This window comes from Microbacterium rhizophilum (assembly GCF_039605615.1).
GTDB classification, from domain to species: domain Bacteria; phylum Actinomycetota; class Actinomycetes; order Actinomycetales; family Microbacteriaceae; genus Microbacterium; species Microbacterium rhizophilus.
The window spans coordinates 661,910-682,700 of the sequence record NZ_JBCNUN010000001.1; the positions used below are offsets into that span (position 1 = coordinate 661,910).

19 protein-coding genes are annotated in these 20,791 nt (G+C 71.4%); all 19 read right to left on the minus strand.

Features of this window, described 5'->3' with window-relative positions:
• Window positions 1-26: 26 nt before the first annotated feature.
• The 19 genes from dnaE to AAD528_RS03415 all read right to left on the minus strand — a co-directional run bounded on the left by dnaE (window position 27) and on the right by AAD528_RS03415 (window position 20,769).
• Entirely contained in the window at window positions 27-3,539 is a 3,513-nt protein-coding gene (gene dnaE, locus AAD528_RS03325; RefSeq protein ID WP_345750597.1) for a DNA polymerase III subunit alpha, read from the minus strand.
• 74 nt (window positions 3,540-3,613) lie between these two features.
• The gene (locus AAD528_RS03330; RefSeq protein ID WP_345750598.1) at window positions 3,614-4,696 is read right to left on the minus strand and encodes a hypothetical protein; all 1,083 of its coding nucleotides are present in this window, start codon (window positions 4,694-4,696) and stop codon (window positions 3,614-3,616) included.
• Window positions 4,671-5,276: an RNA polymerase sigma factor gene (locus AAD528_RS03335; RefSeq protein ID WP_345750599.1), complete on the minus strand. Its 606-nt coding sequence runs from the start codon at window positions 5,274-5,276 to the stop codon at window positions 4,671-4,673. Before AAD528_RS03335 ends, AAD528_RS03330 begins: the two co-directional genes overlap by 26 nt.
• A gap of 124 nt (window positions 5,277-5,400) precedes the next feature.
• Window positions 5,401-6,021 carry a cyclodeaminase/cyclohydrolase family protein gene (locus tag AAD528_RS03340; protein ID WP_345750600.1) on the minus strand — a complete coding sequence of 207 codons (621 nt, stop codon included), beginning with the start codon at window positions 6,019-6,021 and terminating at the stop codon, window positions 5,401-5,403.
• A gap of 49 nt (window positions 6,022-6,070) precedes the next feature.
• Window positions 6,071-6,643 carry a GNAT family N-acetyltransferase gene (locus tag AAD528_RS03345; protein WP_345750601.1) on the minus strand — a complete coding sequence of 191 codons (573 nt, stop codon included), beginning with the start codon at window positions 6,641-6,643 and terminating at the stop codon, window positions 6,071-6,073.
• Window positions 6,644-6,795: 152 nt separating this feature from the next.
• Window positions 6,796-7,716 (minus strand): RluA family pseudouridine synthase, encoded by a 921-nt coding sequence (locus AAD528_RS03350; RefSeq protein ID WP_345750602.1) that lies wholly within the window; start codon window positions 7,714-7,716, stop codon window positions 6,796-6,798.
• Complete coding sequence (gene lspA / locus AAD528_RS03355; RefSeq protein ID WP_345750603.1) at window positions 7,716-8,300, minus strand: signal peptidase II; 585 nt, start codon at window positions 8,298-8,300, stop codon at window positions 7,716-7,718. The genes AAD528_RS03350 and lspA overlap by 1 nt, the downstream gene beginning before the upstream one ends.
• A gap of 7 nt (window positions 8,301-8,307) precedes the next feature.
• Complete coding sequence (locus AAD528_RS03360; RefSeq protein WP_345750604.1) at window positions 8,308-8,943, minus strand: DivIVA domain-containing protein; 636 nt, start codon at window positions 8,941-8,943, stop codon at window positions 8,308-8,310.
• A gap of 115 nt (window positions 8,944-9,058) precedes the next feature.
• On the minus strand, window positions 9,059-9,361 hold the full coding sequence (locus tag AAD528_RS03365) for a YggT family protein (RefSeq protein WP_345750605.1): 303 nt from the start codon (window positions 9,359-9,361) through the stop codon (window positions 9,059-9,061).
• Between the two features lie 21 nt (window positions 9,362-9,382).
• Window positions 9,383-9,853, minus strand: a complete 471-nt coding sequence (locus tag AAD528_RS03370; protein WP_345750606.1) for a cell division protein SepF — start codon at window positions 9,851-9,853, stop codon at window positions 9,383-9,385.
• Window positions 9,854-9,887: 34 nt separating this feature from the next.
• Window positions 9,888-10,574: a YggS family pyridoxal phosphate-dependent enzyme gene (locus AAD528_RS03375; RefSeq protein WP_345750607.1), complete on the minus strand. Its 687-nt coding sequence runs from the start codon at window positions 10,572-10,574 to the stop codon at window positions 9,888-9,890.
• 4 nt (window positions 10,575-10,578) lie between these two features.
• Window positions 10,579-11,739 (minus strand): cell division protein FtsZ, encoded by a 1,161-nt coding sequence (gene ftsZ, locus AAD528_RS03380; protein ID WP_345750608.1) that lies wholly within the window; start codon window positions 11,737-11,739, stop codon window positions 10,579-10,581.
• A 193-nt stretch (window positions 11,740-11,932) separates the two neighbouring features.
• The gene (locus tag AAD528_RS03385) at window positions 11,933-12,913 is read right to left on the minus strand and encodes a cell division protein FtsQ/DivIB (protein ID WP_345750609.1); all 981 of its coding nucleotides are present in this window, start codon (window positions 12,911-12,913) and stop codon (window positions 11,933-11,935) included.
• On the minus strand, window positions 12,910-14,322 hold the full coding sequence (murC, locus tag AAD528_RS03390; protein WP_345750610.1) for a UDP-N-acetylmuramate--L-alanine ligase: 1,413 nt from the start codon (window positions 14,320-14,322) through the stop codon (window positions 12,910-12,912). The genes AAD528_RS03385 and murC overlap by 4 nt, the downstream gene beginning before the upstream one ends.
• A gap of 54 nt (window positions 14,323-14,376) precedes the next feature.
• Window positions 14,377-15,450 carry a UDP-N-acetylglucosamine--N-acetylmuramyl-(pentapeptide) pyrophosphoryl-undecaprenol N-acetylglucosamine transferase gene (locus AAD528_RS03395; RefSeq protein ID WP_345750611.1) on the minus strand — a complete coding sequence of 358 codons (1,074 nt, stop codon included), beginning with the start codon at window positions 15,448-15,450 and terminating at the stop codon, window positions 14,377-14,379.
• A 4-nt stretch (window positions 15,451-15,454) separates the two neighbouring features.
• Window positions 15,455-16,726, minus strand: a complete 1,272-nt coding sequence (ftsW, locus tag AAD528_RS03400) for a putative lipid II flippase FtsW (RefSeq protein WP_345750612.1) — start codon at window positions 16,724-16,726, stop codon at window positions 15,455-15,457.
• Complete coding sequence (gene murD, locus AAD528_RS03405; RefSeq protein WP_345750613.1) at window positions 16,689-18,233, minus strand: UDP-N-acetylmuramoyl-L-alanine--D-glutamate ligase; 1,545 nt, start codon at window positions 18,231-18,233, stop codon at window positions 16,689-16,691. Before murD ends, ftsW begins: the two co-directional genes overlap by 38 nt.
• Before the next feature lie 14 nt (window positions 18,234-18,247).
• The gene (gene mraY, locus AAD528_RS03410; RefSeq protein WP_345750614.1) at window positions 18,248-19,360 is read right to left on the minus strand and encodes a phospho-N-acetylmuramoyl-pentapeptide-transferase; all 1,113 of its coding nucleotides are present in this window, start codon (window positions 19,358-19,360) and stop codon (window positions 18,248-18,250) included.
• The gene (locus tag AAD528_RS03415; RefSeq protein ID WP_345750615.1) at window positions 19,357-20,769 is read right to left on the minus strand and encodes a UDP-N-acetylmuramoyl-tripeptide--D-alanyl-D-alanine ligase; all 1,413 of its coding nucleotides are present in this window, start codon (window positions 20,767-20,769) and stop codon (window positions 19,357-19,359) included. The genes mraY and AAD528_RS03415 overlap by 4 nt, the downstream gene beginning before the upstream one ends.
• Between the last annotated feature and the right edge of the window lie 22 nt (window positions 20,770-20,791).

The following is a 20,791-nucleotide window of genomic DNA, read 5'->3' on the forward strand; positions in this document are numbered from 1 at the left end:
GGCAGTTCGCTCGGTGCGCGCGCGACTCAGCCGAGGCACTGCGGACCCAGTAGCGACTTCAGGTCGCCGAAGAGGTCCGCCGTGACCTGAACGGGCATCGGCACCTCGAACACCTTGGCCGAGCGGCCCCGGTGCATCTTGAGCCGCACCTCGGTCTCCCCCGCGTGACGGCGCAGGGTGTCCGCGAGATCCTGCACGATCTGCTCGGTCGCGCGCTGCTCGGGCAGCACCAGCGTGAGGGGACCCGCCTCGTCGAACGAGCCGATGTCAGGCGCGAACGCCGACTGCGCGTGCAGATTCATGCCGTCGTCGCGGCGCGACACGCGCCCCTTCACGACGAGGATCGCGTCCTGCTGCAGCACCGGCTGGAACTCGGTGTAGGTCTTGCCCATGAACATGACCGTGACCTCGCCCTCGAAGTCCTCGATCGTGATCATGCCGTAGGGGTTGCCGCTCGACTTCGCCACGCGGTGCTGGGCGCTCGTGACGAGGCCCGCGACCGTGACCTGGTCGCCGTCCTGAAGGTCCTCCGACGCCAGCAGCGCGCTGATGGTGATGGAGCGGTGCTTGGCCAGCGGCACCTCGAGGCCCGCGAGCGGGTGGTCGGACACATACAGGCCGAGCATCTCGCGCTCGAACCCGAGCTTGTCCTTCTTCGTCCACTCCGGCCGATCCGGCACCTTCTGCACGGTCTGAGGCTCGTCCCACAGGCTGTCGAAGTCGAACCCGATCGCGCCGCCCGCGGCGTTGCGCTTGTCGGTGACCGCGACCTCGACCGCGCTCTCGTGGATCTCGACGAGCGCGCGGCGCGTCGATCCGGTCGAGTCGAACGCCCCGGCCTTGATGAGCGATTCGACCGTGCGCTTGTTCGCCACGTGCAGCGGCACGCGGTGCAGGAAGTCATGGAACGACGTGTACGGCCCGTCTTCGCGCGAGGCCACGATGCCGTCGACCACGTTCGTGCCGACGTTGCGGACCGCCCCGAGGCCGAAGCGGATGTCGGTGCCGACGGCGGCGAAGTAGTTGATCGACTCGGAGACGTCGGGCGGCAGCACCTTGATGCCCATGCGGCGGCACTCGTTGAGGTACAGCGCCATCTTGTCCTTCGAGTCGCCGACGCTCGTCAGCAGGGCCGCCATGTACTCGGCCGGGTAGTGCGCCTTCAGGTACGCGGTCCAGTAGGACACGAGGCCGTAGGCGGCGGAGTGCGCCTTGTTGAACGCGTAGTCGGAGAACGGCAGCAGGATGTCCCACAGCGCCTTGATCGCGGCCTCGCCGAAGCCGCGCTCCTTCATGCCGCCCGAGAAGCCCTCGTACTGCTTGTCGAGCTCGGACTTCTTCTTCTTGCCCATCGCGCGCCGCAGGATGTCGGCCTGGCCGAGACTGAATCCGGCCACCTTCTGCGCGATGGCCATGACCTGCTCCTGGTAGATGATCAGGCCGTAGGTGGTGTCGAGGATGTCGCGCAGCGGCTCCTCGAGCTCGGGATGGATCGGCGTGATCGGCTGCAGGCCGTTCTTGCGCAGCGCGTAGTTGGTGTGCGAGTTCGCGCCCATGGGGCCCGGGCGGTACAGGGCGATGACGGCCGAGATGTCCTCGAAGTTGTCCGGCTTCATGAGACGCAGGAGCGACCGCATGGGCCCGCCGTCGAGCTGGAACACGCCGAGCGTGTCGCCGCGGGCGAGCAGATCGTACGCGGCGCGGTCCTCGAGCTCCAGCTTCTCGAGGTCGAGCTCCTCGCCCCGGTTCAGCCGGATGTTGTCGAGCGCGTCCGAGATGATCGTCAGGTTGCGCAGGCCCAGGAAGTCCATCTTGATCAGGCCGAGCGACTCGCAGGCCGGGTAGTCGAACTGCGTGACGATCTGGCCGTCCTGCTCGCGGCGCATGATCGGGATGATGTCGAGCAGCGGCTCGCTCGACATGATGACGCCTGCCGCGTGCACGCCCCACTGGCGCTTCAGGCCCTCGAGTCCGACCGCGCGGTCGTAGACCGTCTTGGCCTCGGGATCGGTGTCGATCAGCGTGCGGAACTCGCTGGCCTCCTTGTAGCGCGGGTGCTCGGGGTTGAACATGCCGTCGAGCGGCATGTCCTTGCCCATCACCGCGGGCGGCATGGCCTTGGTGAGGCGCTCGCCCATCGAGAACGGGAAGCCGAGCACGCGGCCGGCGTCCTTGAGCGCCTGCTTCGACTTGATGGTGCCGTAGGTGACGATCTGCGCGACGCGCTCGGAGCCGTACTTGCGGGTGACGTACTCGATCACCTCGCCGCGGCGGCGGTCGTCGAAGTCGACGTCGAAGTCGGGCATCGAGACGCGGTCGGGGTTGAGGAAGCGCTCGAAGATCAGGCCGTGCTCGAGCGGGTCGAGGTCGGTGATGCGCATGGCGTACGCCACCATCGAGCCGGCGCCCGATCCGCGGCCCGGACCCACGCGGATCCCGTTGTCCTTGGCCCAGTTGATGAAGTCGGCGACCACGAGGAAGTAGCCCGGGAAGCCCATCTGCAGGATGATGCCGGTCTCGTACTCGGCCTGCTTGCGCACCCTGTCGGGGATGCCGTCGGGGTACCGGTAGTGCAGGCCCGCCTCGACCTCCTTGATGAGCCAGCTGTCCTCGGTCTCGCCGTCGGGCACCGGGAAGCGCGGCATGTAGTTGGCCGCGGTGTTGAACTCGACCTCGCAGCGCTCCGCGATCAGCAGCGTGTTGTCGCAGGCCTCGGGGTTGTCGCGGAACAGGTGGCGCATCTCCTGCGCGGTCTTGACGTAGTAGCCGTCGCCGTCGAACTTGAAGCGGTTCGGGTCGTCCAGCGTGGATCCGGACTGCACGCACAGCAGCGCCGCGTGCGCGTCGGCCTCGTGCTGGTGCGTGTAGTGCGAGTCGTTCGTCGCGACGAGCGGGATCCCGAGGTCCTTCGAGATCCTGATCAGGTCCGTCATGACACGGCGCTCGATCGAGAGGCCGTGATCCATGATCTCGGCGAAGTAGTTCTCCTTGCCGAAAATGTCCTGGAACTCCGCGGCCGCCGCGCGCGCCGCCTCGTACTGCCCGAGGCGCAGGCGCGTCTGGATCTCGCCCGACGGGCATCCGGTCGTCGCGATCAGGCCCTTGCCGTACGTCTGCAGCAGCTCGCGGTCCATGCGCGGCTTGAAGTAGTACCCCTCCATGCTCGAGAGCGAGCTGAGCCGGAACAGGTTGTGCATGCCCTCGGTCGTCTGGCTCCACATCGTCATGTGGGTGTACGCACCGGCACCCGAGACGTCGTCGCTCTTCTGGTCGGGCGAGCCCCACTGCACGCGCGACTTGTCGCTGCGGTGCGTGCCCGGGGTGACGTAGGCCTCGAGGCCGATGATCGGCTTGATGCCCGACGCCTGCGCGGCCTTGTAGAACTCGAACGCCGCGAACGTGTTGCCGTGGTCGGTCACCGCGATCGCCGGCATGCCGTAATCGGCCGCCGCCTGGGTCATCGCGCCGATCTTCGCCGCCCCGTCGAGCATCGAGTACTCGCTGTGCACGTGCAGGTGGACGAAGGAGTCGGAGGCCATGGATCGAGTCTAGGTTCGGCCACCGACACGAGCGCCCGGCGACCCCGGGTGTCGGGATCGCCGGGCGCGCTGGATCAGTCGGTCGGCGCGGGAGCGGAGTCGACGACCTCGTACGCGAAGGTGGAGCGGCTCGCCCAGGCCGGCAGCCCGTCGAGCTCCTGCTCGCCCCCGCTCAGCGCACCCGACCTCGTCACGCCGAGCACGACTCCTCGCGCGGTGTCGATCTCGATCAGCGTCCACGCGTCCCACCACTCCGTCGACCAGGAGAACCGGATCGTCGTCACGTCGCCGTCGACGGATTCGATGGACGAGCCGCCCAGAAGCGCCAGCACGCGCAGCCACGCGGCGCGACGCTCGGGAGGCGCCGCGGCGTTGCCGATGCTGTCGGCGAGCGTCTCGACGATGGAGTTGTCGGACGCGGCGCTGTCGGGATCCTGCTCCCCCATCGACGTTCGCATCCATGCGAGCAACTCGCGCGGATCCGTCGGCTGGTCGGCCCAGTACTCACGGTTGTCGAGGTAGTACGTGTGATCGGACTCGCCGAACGCCCCTGGCCCCTGGTAGGCGCCGCCCGGTGCGCTCAGGGCGGACGGGGCAGCGCCGAAGCGGCCACCGTTCTGTGTGGTGAACTCGAGGGTCGCCTGCTCCGCCTGGTCGCCGTACGAGGCGACCAGGTCGGTCTCGCCACTCGCCTGGATCCACGCCCCGCTTCGATCCGACGGAATGTACAGCTCCGTCGTGCCCCGCAACTGCAGCACCGCCTCCGCCTCCGCCACGTCCCCGTTGTTGAATCGCGACGTCTCATCCGGCATGTCGGCGTCCCACGGGACGAACCACTCGCCGCTGTCGGATACGCGAAGGAAGGAACCTGCCGGCACCTCGAACGCCTCGCCCGTCACCGCCACATCGGCGGCCTCCTCCAGGACCGCCGCCACCGCGCTCTCCGGCGGTGCGACGACGTTCCCGATCACGAGCGCGCCGACGATCCCCGCGGCGACCAGCCCGCCCGCGCCAATCCATCCGATCCGGCGCCGCGCGGGCTTGTGCTCTGCCCGGGCGATCTCACGCAGCAGCGCCTGCCGCGCGGTGTTCAGCTGCGCGCCGTCCACCTGCGCCTCGTCGGCGCGGATCTCACGCACGCGTTCCATAAGCGACATCGCTCTCCTCCTTCGCCATCCAGGTCAGTCGGGTCGCGGAATGCGATCCCGGTGGCGCGAGCTTGCGGCGGACGCGGTTCAGCCGCGACCGGACGGTGCCGATCGGCACGCCGAGCGCCTCGGCGATCTGCTCGTACGTGAGGTCGCCCCACGCGTAGAGCAGCAGCGTGTCCCGATCCTTCGCCGACAGCTGCGCGATCCGCGGTCCGAGCTCTCGGACCGCGGTGGACGCGTCCATCCGCGCGTCCGCCTCGCCGGCGTGCGATCCGGCGATCCCGTCGTCGGCGCCCGCGGCGTGCTCGAACGCGCGCCACTGCGCGGCCTCGGTCGCGCGGTGCTTCTTGATCACGCGCGTCGCAATGCCGAGCAGCCAGGGCCGCGCGGTGTCCCAGCGCGTGTCGAACGACCCGCGGCGCCGGAACGCCACGAGGAACGTCTCGCTGAGGACGTCGTCCACCGCGTCCCGCCCCACGCGCCGGCGGGCATACCCTCCGATCGCCGTCGCGTGCCGCTCGAAGATCTCCGAGAACAGCCCGGGGCTGCCCACGGAGCTCGCGATGATCTCGCTGTCTGTGCTCACACCAGGTATTGCCTGGATCGGCGGGTCCGGTTCACGCGGATCATTCTGATGCACGATTCGTGACGCCGCTTGCCCCGAAGTGACGCCCCAGAGGCGCGAACGCCGTCAGTTCGCGGCAAGCGGATCAGTCGGTCGGCGCGGCGCGGTCGTCCACGCGGGCGGTGAGGCCGTCGATGCGGGCGATGGCGTCGGCGAGGCCGGCGACGGATGCCCACAGGTCCGGATGCGCGGCGCGCACCTCGTCGAGCGAGAGGCCGGCCGAGCGCAGCGTCGCGAGGTCGTAGCTGAGATTGGTGCGCGTGCTCGCCAGCGCTCCGCGCAGCGCCGCGGCGGCGACGGCCACATCGGCGACCAGGGCCGGGGCGCCATGCGCGGCGAGGTGCTCCAGGTCCGGGATAGCCGCGCGGGCGCGGTCGCCGAGGAGCGCGGACGAGCGGGCGGCATCGAGCGACGCATCGCGGATCGCGTCCTCTCGTCCGGCGTCGTCGCGCCGGAACGCGGCGCCGAACGCGGCCGACGCGGCGGCATCCTCGTCCGCGGCGACGAGCGCGGCCTCCCGCAGCGCGCGGGCACGCTCGCGCACCTCGTCGTGCCCGGAGTACCCGGCCACCATCGACATCAGCCCGGCTGCGATCGCCAGCATGACGCCCGCCGCCGCTCCCCCGCCCGGATCGCCGTTCGCCTCCGCCAGGCCCGCGGTCCAGCGATCGATCGTCGCATCGCGCGTCGTGATCCGGTCGTCCATGAGGCCATCCTCGCGAGCCGCGGCGACGGGCGGCCAGGTCTTGACAGCGCTACCGCAGGTCCCGTCGCATCACCACGCGCGGGAAGCCGCCGGAGACCGAGTCGGTGTCGGCCGCCTTCGCGAAGCCCGCCCGCTCGAACTGGGCCCGGAACCCCACGAACGCCATCGTCTGATCCACCTTCGCACCGCGGTTGTCGACCGGGTATCCCTCGATCGCCGGCGCGCCGCGCTCGCGCGCGAACGCGACGGCGCCCTCCAGCAGCCGGTCCAGGATCCGCTGCCCGCGATGCCCCGGGCGGACGCGGAAGCACCACACGCTCCACACGGGCACGTCGTCGACGTGCGGGATCCTGCGGCTGCGCGCGAACTGGGTGTCGGCGCGTGGCGCGACCCCCGCCCATCCGACCGGCTCGTGGCCGTCGTAGGCGAGCACGCCCGGCGGCAGGTCGGACGCGCACATCCGCCGCACGTACTCGCCGCGCTCGGGGCCCGCCAGCGACGAGTTCACCCTGCCCGGCACGCGGTGGCTCAGGCACCAGCACACGTTCGCGTCGGGGTTCCTCGGCCCGACCAGCACCCGCACGCCCTCGAAGTCGGTCGCCGCCCGCACCTCGATCACCATGCCGCCAGCGTGCCACCGACCGCCGACATCCGCGAGACAGCACCGCCCCGCCGAGACAGCACGTGCCACCTGCGGTCTCGGCGGGGCGCTGCAGTCTCGGCGGGGCGCTGCAGTCTCGGTGCGGGTGGGCGGGCGGGCCTGCCGCGGCGGGGTCACTCCCCGCGCAGCACCGCCAGGGCGTGCGCGAGGTCCGCGGGGTAGTCCGACGTGAACGTGACCCAGTCGCCCGTGGCGGGGTGAGCGAAGGAGAGCTCGTGGGCGTGCAGCCACTGGCGCGTGAGGCCGAGGCGGGCCGACAGCGTCGGATCGGCGCCGTACAGCGGGTCGCCCACGCACGGATGCCGGTGCGCGGCCATGTGCACGCGGATCTGGTGCGTGCGGCCCGTCTCGAGATGGATCTCGAGCAGCGACGCCCCCGGGAACGCCTCGATGGTCTCGTAGTGCGTGACGGAGTCCTTGCCGTCGGGCGTGACGGCGAACTTCCACGAGTGGCTCGGGTGGCGCCCGATGGGCGCGTCGATCGTGCCGACGAGCGGATCCGGGTGCCCCTGCACGACCGCGTGATAGATCTTGTCGACCGTGCGCTCCTTGAAGGCGCGCTTGAGCACGGTGTACGCGTGCTCGGTCTTGGCCACGACCATCAGGCCGCTCGTGCCGACGTCGAGGCGGTGCACGATGCCCTGCCGCTCGGCGGCGCCGCTGGTCGCCACGCGCACGCCGGCGGCGACAAGCGCGCCGAGCACGGTCGGGCCCTCCCAGCCGATCGACGGATGCGCCGCGACGCCGACCGGCTTGTCGACGACGACGATGTGGTCGTCCTGGTACGCGATCCCGAGATCCGGCACCTCTACCGGGACGATCCGCGGCTCCTCCTTCGGTCGCCACGAGACATCCAGCCACGCGCCGCCGATCACGCGGTCGGACTTGCCGACCGCGACGCCGTCGAGCTCCACGCCGCCGGCCTCGGCGACCTCGGCCGCGAACGTGCGCGAGAAGCCGAGCATCTTCGCGAGGGCGGCGTCGACGCGCGATCCGTCGAGCCCGTCGGGGACGGGCAGGCGGCGAGACTCCATCAGGGCTCCCGCGGGCTGTCCGCCGCGGCGGCCTCGTCGGCGACCTGCTCGGCCGCGGCCTCGGCGGCCGTCTTGCGGCCGGATCCGTCCAGCGCGAGCCCGAACAGCGTCAGCGCGGCGATCGTGATCATGCTGCAGACGATGAACACGTCGGCGACGTTGTAGATCGCGGGCATCATCCAGGGCGTGGAGATGAAGTCGACCACGTGGCCCACCGCGAAGCCGGGCTCGCGGAACAGTCGGTCGGTGAGGTTGCCCAGGACGCCGCCGAGCAGCAGTCCCAGGACGACGGCCCACACGCGCGAGCGCACGCGCGTGAGCGCGAGCCAGACGATGCCGCATGCGACGAGAGCGAGGGCGATCGTGAAGACCCAGGTGACGCCCTCGCCGATCGAGAACGCGGCGCCGGCGTTCAGGATCAGGTACCACTGCAGCGCCTCGCCGAGGACGGGGACGGGCGTCTCGGGCGGCAGGGAGGTCAGGACGAGATGCTTGGCGAACTGGTCGGCGGCCAGCACCAGGATCGCGAGGATCGCGATGGTGGTGCTGGCCGCCGCCGTACGCAGGGGTGCGCGGTCGGTCAAGACCGGCTCAGAGACCGATCGCCGAGACCGGCGTGTCGCCGGAGGTCGAGCCCGCGGTGTCCAGGTCCTTCAGCTTCGACTCGAAGTAGCTGCGCATCTGGGCGCGGTAGTCGCGCTCGAACTGACGCAGCTCGGTGATGCGGCCCTCGAGGGTCGAGCGCTCGCGCTCGTACTTCTCGTTCAGCTCGCGCTGCTTCGACTCGGCCTCGCCGCGGATGCGGTCGGCCTCGGCCTTGGCCTCGTCGACCAGCTGCTCGGCCATCTGGCGGCCCTCGGCGACGTGCTCGTCGTGCAGGCGCTGCGCGCGCTCGATGATGCTCGCGGCGCTGGTGGCCGTGCTGGAGACGTCGGTCTGCGCGACGGGCGCGGGAGCCGGCGTGGGCTCGGGGGCCGGCGTGGGCTCCGGCTCGGCCGGAACCTCGGCGGCGGGCGCCTCGACGGCAGCGGCGGCCTCGGCCGGCGCGAGCTCGCCCGACTCGTACTTGGCGAGCTTCGCCTTCAGCTCGTCGTTCTCCGCGATCGTCTTGCGCCACTCGACGACGATCTCGTCCAGGAAGTCGTCGACCTCGTCCGGGTCGAAGCCCTCCTTGAACCGGACGTGCTGGAACTGCTTGGTGACGACGTCATCCGGCGTCAATGCCATGGGTGGCTCCTCTTCCGTGGGGTGTCTGTGGCCGTGGGCCGAGCCCTGGGCACTTCTCCGTGTGCAAGCATAACCGTCCCCTCCGGCCCCGCGAGAGGCGAGGTGGCGGCGGAACTCAGTATCCCGTGAACGCGCGCGTCACCGACAGCAGCACGAAGCACAGGAGCATCGTCAGCGCGAAGGCGAAGTCGATGGCGATCCCGCCCATCCGCAGCGGCGGGATGAACCGCCGGAAGAACCGGATCGGCGGGTCGGTGAGCGTGTACGTCACCTCCGCGACCACGAGGAGCGGACCCTTGGGGCGCCACTCGCGGTTGAACATCGGGATGTACTCGAGCACCAGCCTCGCGAACAGCACGAGGATGTAGAGCAGGACGACGACGTTGAGGATCGAGGCGATCAGCCCGATGGGACCCACGACCAGACGAGGCGAGGCGCGTCAGGCCTGCGCGAAGGGCGCGGACTCCGGGTCCGCGTGCGCGATCCCACCGTCACCCGACACAGCGATGTTCTCGGGCGAGAGCAGGAAGACCTTGCTCGTGACGCGCTCGATGCGACCGTAGAGGCCGAGCGACAGGCCGCTCGCGAAGTCGATCAGGCGGCGCGCGTCGGCGTCGCTCATCTGCGAGAGGTTGATGATGACCGGGATGCCGTCGCGGAAGTGCTCGGCGATCATCTGCGCGTCACGGTACTGCTTCGGATGCACCGTCACGATCTCGTTCACGGCAGCCGCCGCAGGCTGGCGGACGACGGCCGGACGGCGCAGCGGCGTGACGGGCGCGGGCTTCGCGTCGTCGTGCTGCGGCTCGTCGCGGTGAGCGCGCTGAGGCTGCTGCTCGTGCGCATCCTCGTACTCCTCTTCGTCGGCAAGGCCGAGATAGACCATCGTCTTCTTGAGCGGGTTCGCCATGGCGTCCTCCGTTGTCTGCTCGTCTGTTTCGAGGCTACGCCCGGGGCGGGCGCGGTCCCGTGATTGCGGATCCGATCCGCAGGTGTGTCGCACCGCAGGCGATCGCCTCGGCGAAATCGGCCGTCATGCCGGCGGAGATCCAGGTCGCGTCGGGCACGACCGCGCGCACGCGCGCGGCGTATCCGGCCAGGCGCTCGAACGCGGGAGCCGGCGGCTCGTCGAGCGGCGCGACGGCCATCACTCCCCGCAGTCGCAGCGTGCGTGCCGCGGCGATGCGCTCGGCGAGCGCCTCGACGCACTCGGGCGCGACGCCGCCACGACCCGGATCGTCCGTGAGGTTGATCTGGACCAGGACGTCCAGCACCGGATCGTCCGGATCGGCGGCCGCGTCGAGCGCGTCCGCGAGCCGGTCGCGATCCACCGAGTGCACGGCGCGCGCGGCCCGCCGGATCGCGCGGGCCTTGTTGGTCTGGGCCTGGCCGATGAAGTGCCAGGCGAGAGAGTCGAGATCGGCCGTGTCGGCAGCCTTCGCGCTCAGATCCTGCTGCCGGTTCTCACCCACGTCGCGCACCCCGAGGGCATGCAGCTCGCGCACCAGCGAGGCCGGATGGAACTTGGTCACCACGATGCGGGTGAGCTCGCCCGGATCGCGCCCCGCCGCACGCGCGACCTCGCCGAGGCGGAGATCCACATCGGCGAGGCGCTGAGCGAGGTCCGACACCCGCTTACTTGAGGAAGTCGGGGATGTCGAGGTCGTCGTCGCCGAACGCCGAGTCGAACGAGTCGTTCAGCACAGGGGCCTGCGCGGCGACCGCGACGGACTCGCGGGCGGGCTCGTCCCTCTTCGCGGGCTCGTCCGACGAGGTCGAGGTGCCCGGCAGCGTCGGCATCGGCGCGCGGCCCGACACGTGCGTCGGCACGTCCAGGCGCGTCTGCGGCTCGCCGCCGTCGAAGCCCGCCGCGATCACCGTGACGCGCACCTCGTCGCCCAGCGTGTCGTCGATGACCGTGCCGAAGATGATGTTCGCCTCGGGGTGCGCGGCCTCCTTGACGAGCTGCGCGGCGTCGTTGATCTCGAAGATGCCGAGGTTCGATCCGCCCTGGATCGACAGCAGCACGCCGTGCGCGCCCTCGATCGAGGCCTCGAGCAGGGGGGATTCGACCGCCAGCTCGGCGGCCTTGATGGCCCTGTCGGCGCCGCGCGCCGATCCGATGCCCATGAGCGCGGAACCCGCGCCCTGCATGACCGACTTGACGTCGGCGAAGTCGAGGTTGATCAGGCCCGGCGTGGTGATGAGGTCGGTGATGCCCTGCACACCGGCGAGGAGCACCTGGTCGGCGGTGGCGAACGCCTCGATCATCGAGATGCCGCGGTCGCTGATCTCGAGGAGGCGGTCGTTCGGCACGACGATGAGCGTGTCGACCTCTTCCTTGAGCTGCGCGACGCCCGCCTCGGCCTGGCTCTGGCGGCGACGGCCCTCGAAGGAGAAAGGCTTGGTCACGACGCCGATGGTGAGCGCGCCGATCGACTTGGCGATGCGCGCCACGACCGGGGCGCCGCCCGTGCCGGTGCCGCCGCCCTCGCCCGCCGTGACGAAGACCATGTCGGCACCCGCGAGCGCCTGCTCGATCTCCTCGGCGTGGTCCTCGGCGGCGCGGCGACCCACCTCGGGGTCGGCGCCGGCGCCCAGGCCGCGCGTGAGCTCGCGGCCCACGTCGAGCTTGACGTCGGCGTCGCTCATCAGCAGCGCCTGCGCGTCGGTGTTGACGGCGATGAACTCGACTCCGCGGAGACCGAGCTCGATCATGCGGTTGACGGCGTTCACGCCACCGCCGCCGACGCCGACGACCTTGATCACGGCGAGGTAGTTCTGGTTCTGGCTCATGCCGGCCTCCGTTTGCTCCGAACCCTGGTCTCATCCGGGCGCCTGAACCTTCACGTTCTAGATGAGGGTTAAAGTATTGCCCGGTATGCAATTCCTTCACTGAAGGTATGCGGGCCGGGAGCGCATGCCCGGATTGGGCGCGGGCGTGTCGCGAGTCGCGCCCGGAATCCGTCGATGCGGATGCGCGGGGTCGTCAGCGGACGATCGGGGCGCTCGGCGAGGACACGTCGTAGTACGCATAGCCGTCGGGGGCGACGAGCAGCACCGTGGCCTTCTTGGCCGAGTCGTCCGCGCTCCCCCACAGCACCTCGGTGCCGTCCTGCAGCGTGAGCGTCACGTCGTCTCGCGTCGTCGCGCGCGCGGACGCGACCAGGCTGTGCACCGAGTCGGGCAGGGAGCGCAGCACCTGCCCGACGGCCGCGAACGCGTGCGAGGTGAGACCGCCGCGCGCGTCGATGACGGGCTGCCCCTCCGGCTGCGCGTCGGTCGTCGACAGCACGACGCCGGCCGCGTCGACGACCGTGAAGCCGGCATCGGAGCGCACCACGCCGATCGGCGTGCGCTCGACGATCTTCACCACGAGGTCGTGCGGCGGGCGGGCCTCGAGCGTGTACGTCTCGATCAGGGGGAACCCGACGAGCGCGGCCTTGACCTCGCTGTCGTCGACGAGCGGCAGGGGGCGTCCCATCTGCGCCGCGAGCGCCTGCTGCAGCGCGGCCTCGTCGAGGGCCTTCGCGCCCGTCACCGAGATGCGCTGCACCGCGAACAGCGGGCTGTAGGCCGCGCCGACGCTGCCGACGATCAGCAGGACGAGCGACGCGAGCGTCACCAGCAGGATCGTGCGGCGCCGGCGGGAGCGCGCCGTGAAGCGGCGGATCTCGGAGCGCAGGGCGCGCCGCCGGGCGCGCGTGGCGCGCCACACGTCGCCCCAGCGGACGCTCCGCTCGCCGGCGCCGGGCTCGTCGGCACCGGCGGCATACGGCTCGGGAGCGAGCTCCTCGCGATCCGGCTGCTCCCGATCCGGACGTCCGGTGCGCCGGAACGGCAGGACGGGCGCCCGGCGCCTCGGCTCCTCCGTCAGCGGCGGCAGGCCCTCGGGATCGGCGAGCGCGCGCCGCGAGCGCTCCTCGGACGCGCGCTCCGCGGGAGCGGGCAGCGGGCCGGGACGCCTCACTTCGACTCGCCGCCGGTTCCCGTGCGGAGCGACTCCAGCACCTGCGGGATGATCTGGTAGACGTTGCCGCAGCCGAGCGTGATCACGTAGTCGCCGTCGCGCGCGACCGACGCCGTGTAGTCGGCGGCCTCCTGCCAGTCGGCGACGAAGTGCACGCGCTCGGCGTCGTGGAACGCGCCGCTCACGAGCTCGCCCGTGACGCCCGGGATCGGGTCCTCGCGCGCGCCGTATACGTCCAGCACGACCGTGTGGTCGGCGAGCTCCTCGAGCACGTGCGCGAACTCCCCCGCCATCAGCTGCGTGCGGGAGTAGGTGTGCGGCTGATGGAGCGCGATGATCCGCCCGTCGCCCACGACCGTGCGGGCGGCGGACAGCGCCGCGGCGACCTCGGTCGGGTGGTGCGCGTAGTCGTCGTAGACGCGCACGCCGCGCTCGGCGCCGTGCAGCTCGAAGCGGCGCACGGTGCCCTCGAAGCCCGCGGTGACGGCCTCGAGCGCGGGCTCGAGCTTGTGACCCAGCGCGATCAGCACCGCGACGGCGCCGGCGGCGTTGATCGCGTTGTGCTCGCCCGGCACGGCCAGGCGGCCGGTCGCGCTGCGACCCTCGTGCGCGAGCGTGAACGAGACCGGCCCGTCCGTGACGATGTCGGTGATCCGCAGATCCGCGTCCTCGGCCTTGCCGAACGTCACCACGTCGCGGTGCGAGAGGCCGGCCGTGACGCGTCGGGCGCCCTCGTCGTCGGAGGAGATCACGACGGCCTCGCGCGCGGCGTCGGCGAACCTCACGAACGCCGCGTCGAACGCGTCGTGCGAGCCGTAGTGGTCGAGGTGATCCGCGTCCACGTTGGTGATGAGCACGATCGACGTCTCGTAGAGCAGGAAGGATCCGTCCGACTCGTCGGCCTCGATCACGAACAGCTCGTCGGATCCGGTGTCGCTCGAGACGCCGAGCCCCGCGATCACGCCGCCGTTGACGAAGCTGGGGTCGACGCCCAGGCCGCGCAGGCCGGTCACGATCATGCCGGTCGAGGTGGTCTTGCCGTGCGCGCCCGCGACGGCGACGAGGCGGCGTCCGCCGATCAGCCAGTGCAGCGCCTGGGAGCGGTGGATGATCGGCAGGCCCCGCTCCTTCGCGAGCAGATACTCGGGGTTCTCGGGCCAGATCGCGCCCGTGAAGATCACGGTGTCGGCGTCACCCAGGTTGGCCGCGTCGTGGCCGATGTGGACGGTCGCCCCGAGCTTCGCGAGGTCGCGCAGGTTCTGGCTGTCCGCGCGGTCGGAGCCGGACACGGTCACGCCGCGCGCGAGGAACATCCGGGCGAGCCCCGACATGCCGGATCCGCCGATGCCGATGAAGTGCGCCGCGCCGATGTGAGCGGGGATCGGGGTGCTGAGGTCGGGTCTGATCATGGCCCTACGAGTGTAGGTCGCGACACCCGTCCACGGGCCGTCGGCGCGCGGGGGTCAGCGCCCGAGCGCCCGGTCGATCTGGGCGATGACGTTCTCGGTGCCGTGGCGGGTGCCGGCGGTCTCGGCGGCCGCCGCCATGCGCGCGATGCGCTCCTCGTCCCGCAGCAGGGGCAGGATGTCCGAGCGCACGCGGTCGGGCGTGAACGCCGCGTCCTCGATCAGGATCGCCGCGCCCGCCGCGAGGGAGGACGCCGCGTTCAGGCGCTGCTCGCCGTTGCCGACCGCGTACGGCACGTACACCGCGGGGATGCCGAGAGCGGCGATCTCGCTCACGGTCGAGGCGCCCGAGCGGGACACGATGAGGTCCGCGATCGCGAAGGCGAGGTCCATCCGGTCGACGTAGCGGCGCAGCGCGTAGCCCTCGACGCCCGGGTCGGGCAGGTCCGAGCGCTCGCCCGTGATGTGCAGCAGCTGCCAGCCGGCGTCGAGGACGTCGCGCCAGGAGCCCGCGAGCGCCTCGTTGATGCGCAGGGCGCCGAGCGATCCGCCGAACGCCAGCAGCGTCTTCCTCGCGGGGTCGAGGCCGAAGTGCGCGGCCGCCTCGGCGCGCAGCGCGGCGCGGTCGAGCTCGACGATCTCGGGGCGCAGCGGCATGCCGACGACCTCCGCGCGACGCATGGGCGTGCCTGCGAACGCGACGCCGACAGCCGCGGCGCGGCGCGCGCCGAGCACGTTCGCCAGTCCGGGGCGCGCGTTGGCCTCGTGCACCACGAACGGCACGCGCTCGCGCCGCGCCGCCACATACGCGGGGGCCGAGGCGTAGCCGCCGAAGCCGACGACGACGTCCACGCCGCGGTCGCGGATGTAGCCGCGGACGCGGCCGACCGCGCGCTGGAACCGCATCGGGAAGCCGGCGGCCGCCCGATCCGGACGGCGCGGGAACGGCACCTTCTCGACGATCAGCAGCTCGTAGCCGCGCTCCGGCACGAGCCGCGACTCGAGGCCCTCCTGCGTGCCGAGCACGAGCACGACGGCATCGGGGTCGCGGCGGCGCAGGCCGTCGGCCACGGCGAGCAGGGGGTTCACGTGGCCGGCGGTGCCGCCGCCGGCGAGGAGGTACGTCGTCACCTGCCTATCTTCCCGCGCGAGGCTGGTCCACCCGCGCAGGCCGCCTCGCCGCGCCCCGCGCCGCACGCCCGGGTGCCGGCACCGGAGCCGGCAGCGTGCGGCAGAACGCGAGGAGCACGCCGCAGGCCATGAGCACCGCGACCAGCGAGCTGCCGCCCGCCGACATGAACGGCAGCGGCACGCCGAGCACCGGGAACACGCGCAGCACGACGCCGATGTTGATGAGCGCCTGGCCGAGGATCCAGATCGTGATGCCGCCCGCGGCGATCCGCACGAACGGGTCCTCGCTGTTGCGGATCAGCCGGAACGCGCCGACCGCGAACGTCGCGAACAGGAGCAGCACCAGCACGCAGCCGATGAGTCCGAGCTCCTCGCCGACGATCGAGAAGATGTAGTCGTCGCCCGCGGCGGGGAGCCAGTTGTACTTCTCGATCGAGTTGCCGAGGCCGCGGCCGAAGAGCCCGCCGCCCGCGAGACCCCAGAGGCCGTGCATCGGCTGATAGCACTCCTTGATGTAGTCGCAGTTCTCGTCGAGGAAGCTGAGGATGCGCGTCATGCGATTCGGGCTCGTCACCGCGAGCGCCGCGACCGCCGCCGCGCCCGCGAGCACGGGCAGCACGAAGATCCGCAGCTTCACGCCCGAGAAGAACAGGCAGCTGAGCAGGATCAGCACGAGCACCATCGAGGTGCCGAGGTCCTTTCCGGCCAGCACGGTGCCGATCGCCAGGATGCTCACGGGCACGAGCGGGATGAACACGTGCTGCCACTTCGTCAGCAGGTTGCGCTTGCGGTACAGGATCATGCCGGCCCACAGCGCGAGCGCGAGCTTGAGCAGCTCGGAGGGCTGCAGCGAGAACCCGGCGATCCTGATCCAGTTCCGGTTTCCGTAGACCTCGACGCCGAGACCCGGCACGAACACGAGCAGCTGGATCAGGATGGCTCCGCCGAGCGCGATCCATCCGATCCGCCGGAAGAACCTCACGGGCAGCCGGCTGACGACGAACATCGCCGCGAGCCCGAGTGCCGCGAACATCGCCTGCTGCATGCCGTCGTTGTAGGGGCTCTTGCCCTCGCTCAGCGCCGACGCGGTCGTGGCCGACGTGACCATGACGACGCCGAAGCCCGTCAGCAGCAGCGCGGTCGACGCGATCAGCAGGAACTCGAGCGGCACGGGCGCGAAGACGCGCCCCAGCGAGACGCGGGCCGTGAGGGCGCCCGAGCGCGGCGGCTCCCCGCCGTCAGACGCCTTCGGGGGTCGCGTCGTCGTCGTGCTCATCCGGCGCTCCCCCTTCGATCCGTGCGCGCACCGCGGCGGCGAAGCGCGATCCGCGGTCGTCGTATCCCGTGAACTGGTCGAACGAGGCGGCGGCCGGTGCCAGCAGCACCACGTCGCCGGATCGCGCGATCCCCGCCGCCAGCTCGACGGCCCGGGTCATGACGCTCTCAGTCTCCGTGTGGTCGACCTCGAACACGGGCACCGCGGGCGCGTGTCGCGCGAACGCCGCGACCACCTCGCCGCGCTCCACGCCGATCACGATCGCCGCGCGGCTCCCGGGGCCGCGCTGCGCGACCAGCGCGCCGATGTCGACGCCCTTGAGCTGGCCGCCGACGATCCACACCGCGCCGGGGTACGCCCCGAGCGACGAGGCGGCGGCGTGCGGGTTCGTGGCCTTCGAGTCGTCCACCCAGGTGACGCCGCCCGCGCGGCCCACGACCTCGATGCGGTGCGGGTCGAGGCGGAAGCCCTCCAGCGCCGACCGGATCGCGGCGGGCTCGACGTCGAGCGAGCGCGCGAGCGCCGCGGCGGCCAGGATGTTCGCGACGATGTGCGGCGCCGACAGGCCGCGCTCGGCGAGAGCGGCGACCGTGGTCAGCTCGAGGGCCGACGTGCGGCGCTCCTCCAGGAACGCGCGGTCCACCAGGATCCCGTCCACGATGCCGAGGTCGCTCGGGCCGGGCACACCGAGATCGAAGCCGATCGCGCGGGCGCCCTCCACGACCTCCGCGTCCTCGACCATGCGCATGGTCGCCCCGTCCGCCTTGTTGTAGACGGCGGCGGCCTTCGTGCCGCGGTAGACGACGGCCTTCGCATCGCGGTAGGCCTCGAACGAGCCGTGCCACAGCAGGTGGTCGTCGGCGAGGTTCAGGCACACGGCGGCGTGCGGCGACGGCGACCCGGGGCCGTCGTGCAGCCCCAGATACCAGAGCTGGTGGCTGGAGAGCTCGACCACGAGCACGTCGAAGCCCGCGGGGTCGCGCACCGCATCGAGGATCGGCACGCCGATGTTGCCGCACGGCGCCGCGCGCAGGCCCCCCTCGACGAGCATCGTGGCGGTCAGGCGGGTCGTGGTGGTCTTGCCGTTGGTGCCGGTGACGAAGACCCACTCGGCGGGCGTGCCGTCGGGACGCAGCACCTTGTCGCGCACGCGCCAGGCCAGCTCGATGTCGCCCCAGAGCGGCACGCCGGTCTCGCGGGCCCACGCCACCACCGGGTGCGCCGGCGGGAATCCGGGCGAGGCCACGACCACCTCGGGGGCGAAGTCGACGAGCTCCCGCGGCACGTCCGCGAGGGAGCCCTCCCACAGGCGGGCGCCGATCACGGGCACGAGGCGCGCGTACTCCTCGGCCGCCGTCTCGGTGACCACGAGCACGTCCGCGCCGAGCTCGGCGAGCGTGTCGGCGACCGAGAACCCGGTCGACGCCAGGCCGAGCACCGCGACACGCAGGCCCTTCCAGTCCGCGCGCCAGCTGGTCAGCGCATCGAGTCGTCCGGCAGAGGTCATGGGAGCCTCCTCGCTCATGTGCGGCTGAGCCACTCGACGTAGAACAGGCCGATGCCGCCGACCGACAGCAGGCCGGCGATGATCCAGAACCGGGCGACGATCGTCACCTCGGGCCAGCCGCGCATCTCGAAGTGGTGGTGCAGCGGGCTCATCAGGAACAGGCGCTTGCCGCGCGTGGCCTTGAAGTACAGCCGCTGCAGGATCACCGACCCCGACGACATCACGAACAGGCCGGCGATCAGGATGCCGAGCAGCTCGGTGCGGGTCAGCACCGCCATCGCGGTCACGACGCCGCCGATCGCCATGGATCCGACATCGCCCATGAACACCTGCGCCTTGGGTGCGTTCCACCACAGGAAGCCCACGAGCCCGCCCACGACGGCGGCCGCGACGACCGCGAGGTCGAGCGGATCCCTCGTGCTGTAGCAGGCCTGCAGCAGCTCGGGCTCGAGCAGGACGCGCGTGCACGCCTGGTTGAACTGCCAGAACGCGATGAGGCTGTACGCGCCGACCACGAACACGCCGGCGCCTGCCGCGAGCCCGTCGAGGCCGTCGGTCAGGTTGACGCTGTTCGAGAAGCCGGTGCCCAGCAGCGACAGCCACGCGAGATACAGCAGCCAGCCGAGGACCGGGCCGAGCGCCATGAAGGACAGCACCGGGATGTCGCGGAACAGCGACACGAAGCCCGAGCCGGGGGTCTGCTTGTAGGCGTTCTCGAAGTTCAGCGCCGCGATCGCGAACGGCACGATCGCGATGGTCTGGCCGGCGATCTTGCGCCAGCCGCTCAGCCCGTCGGAGTGGTCGTGCTTGACCTTCAGGTAGTCGTCGATGAAGCCCACCGCCCCGAAGGACAGCATCAGCCAGATCACGAGCCAGCCGGACGGAGTCGGGGGGTTGCCGCCCGCGAAGCAGCCGACCAGGTACCCGAACACGGTGCCGACGATGAAGATCGTGCCGCCCATCGTGGGCGTGCCGCGCTTGACCTCGTGATCCGGTGCCAGCATCTTCGCGCTCGCGACGCGGATGGGCTGCGCCCAGCCCCACCGCTTGAACAGCCGAAGGAAGACCGGCGTGAGGAACAGCGAGAACGCCAGGGAGATCGCCGCCGCAGTCAGGAGTGATCTCACGAGAACGATTCTCCCAGACGATCGCCGAGGAACCGGAGTCCCGCCGCGTTGGACGACTTCACGAGCACGGAGTCGCCCGGGCGCAGCTCCGTCTCGAGGTACGCGAACGCCTCGTCCGCGGTCTCGAAGAACACGGCCTCGCCGTTCCACGACCCCTCGGCGATCGCCGCGAGGTACAGGGCGCGCGCCTCCCGCCCGACCACGACGATGCGCCGGATCCGCAGCCGCACGGCGAGCAGGCCGATCTTCTGGTGCTCCTCGACCGCGTGCTCGCCGAGCTCGCTCATGGCGCCCAGCACGGCGACCATGCGCTCGTCGGGCCCGCTGATCTGGGCCAGCGTGCGCAAAGCCGCGGCCATGGCGTCGGGGCTCGCGTTGTACGCGTCGTTGATGATGCGCAGGGGCGATGTCGTGACGACCTGCATGCGCCAGCGCTCGGCGAGCTCGAGCGTCTCGAGGCGCGCGACGGCGTCGGCGGGCGCCACGCCGAGCGCAGCGGCGGCCGTGACGGCCGCGAGGGCGTTCTTGACGTGGTGCGCGCCGAGCACGCGCAGGTGCAGCGGCAGCTCGCGTCCCTCGGTCGACACGGTCGTGTGGGTGCCGGACGCGGTGACCTCGAGGCTCCCGGAGCGCACGTCGGCGCTCTCGGCCTCGCCGAACCAGCGCACGGCGAGGTCGCGCTCCTCGGCGATCGCCGCCATGCCCGCCACGCGCGGGTCGTCGGCGTTCAGCACGGCGACGCCGCCGGGGCGCACGGCGCGAACCAGCTCGGACTTCTCGCGCACGGTGCCGTCGAGGCCGCCGAAGCCGCCCGCGTGGGCCATGCCGATCATCAGCACGACGCCGACGTCGGGCGTGACGAGGCCCGCCAGGCGCGCGAGCTGGCCGCGGCCGTCCGCGCCGAACTCGCACACCAGGTAGCGCGTGTCGTGCGTGACGCGCAGCATCGTCAGCGGCGCGCCCACGGCGTTGTTGTACGACCCCTTGGGGGCGACGGTCTCGCCCTCGGGGCGCAGGATCGTCGCGAGCATGTTCTTGGTCGTCGTCTTGCCGTTGGAACCGGTGATCCCGACGATCTTCAGCGCGCCGCCCCCGCGCACCCGGGCGACGACCTCGCGCGCCAGGTCCGCGATCGCGAGCACGACGTCCGGCACCACGATCTGCGTGACCGGCTCGTCCACGATCCGCTCCACGAGCGCGAGCACGGCCCCGGCCGCGACGGCCCTGCCGACGAACAGGTGGCCGTCCGTGGTCTCGCCGGGCTTGGCGACGAACACGGTGCCGGGGCCCATGGTGCGCGAGTCGGTGTCGACGTCGCCCGACACGACCGTGTCGGCGGTGTCGGCGCCGTGGAGGCGCAGGTCTCCCCCGACGGCCTCCGCGATCTCCGAGAGCGTCAGGGCGATCATGCGGTGCGCGCGATCATGAGGG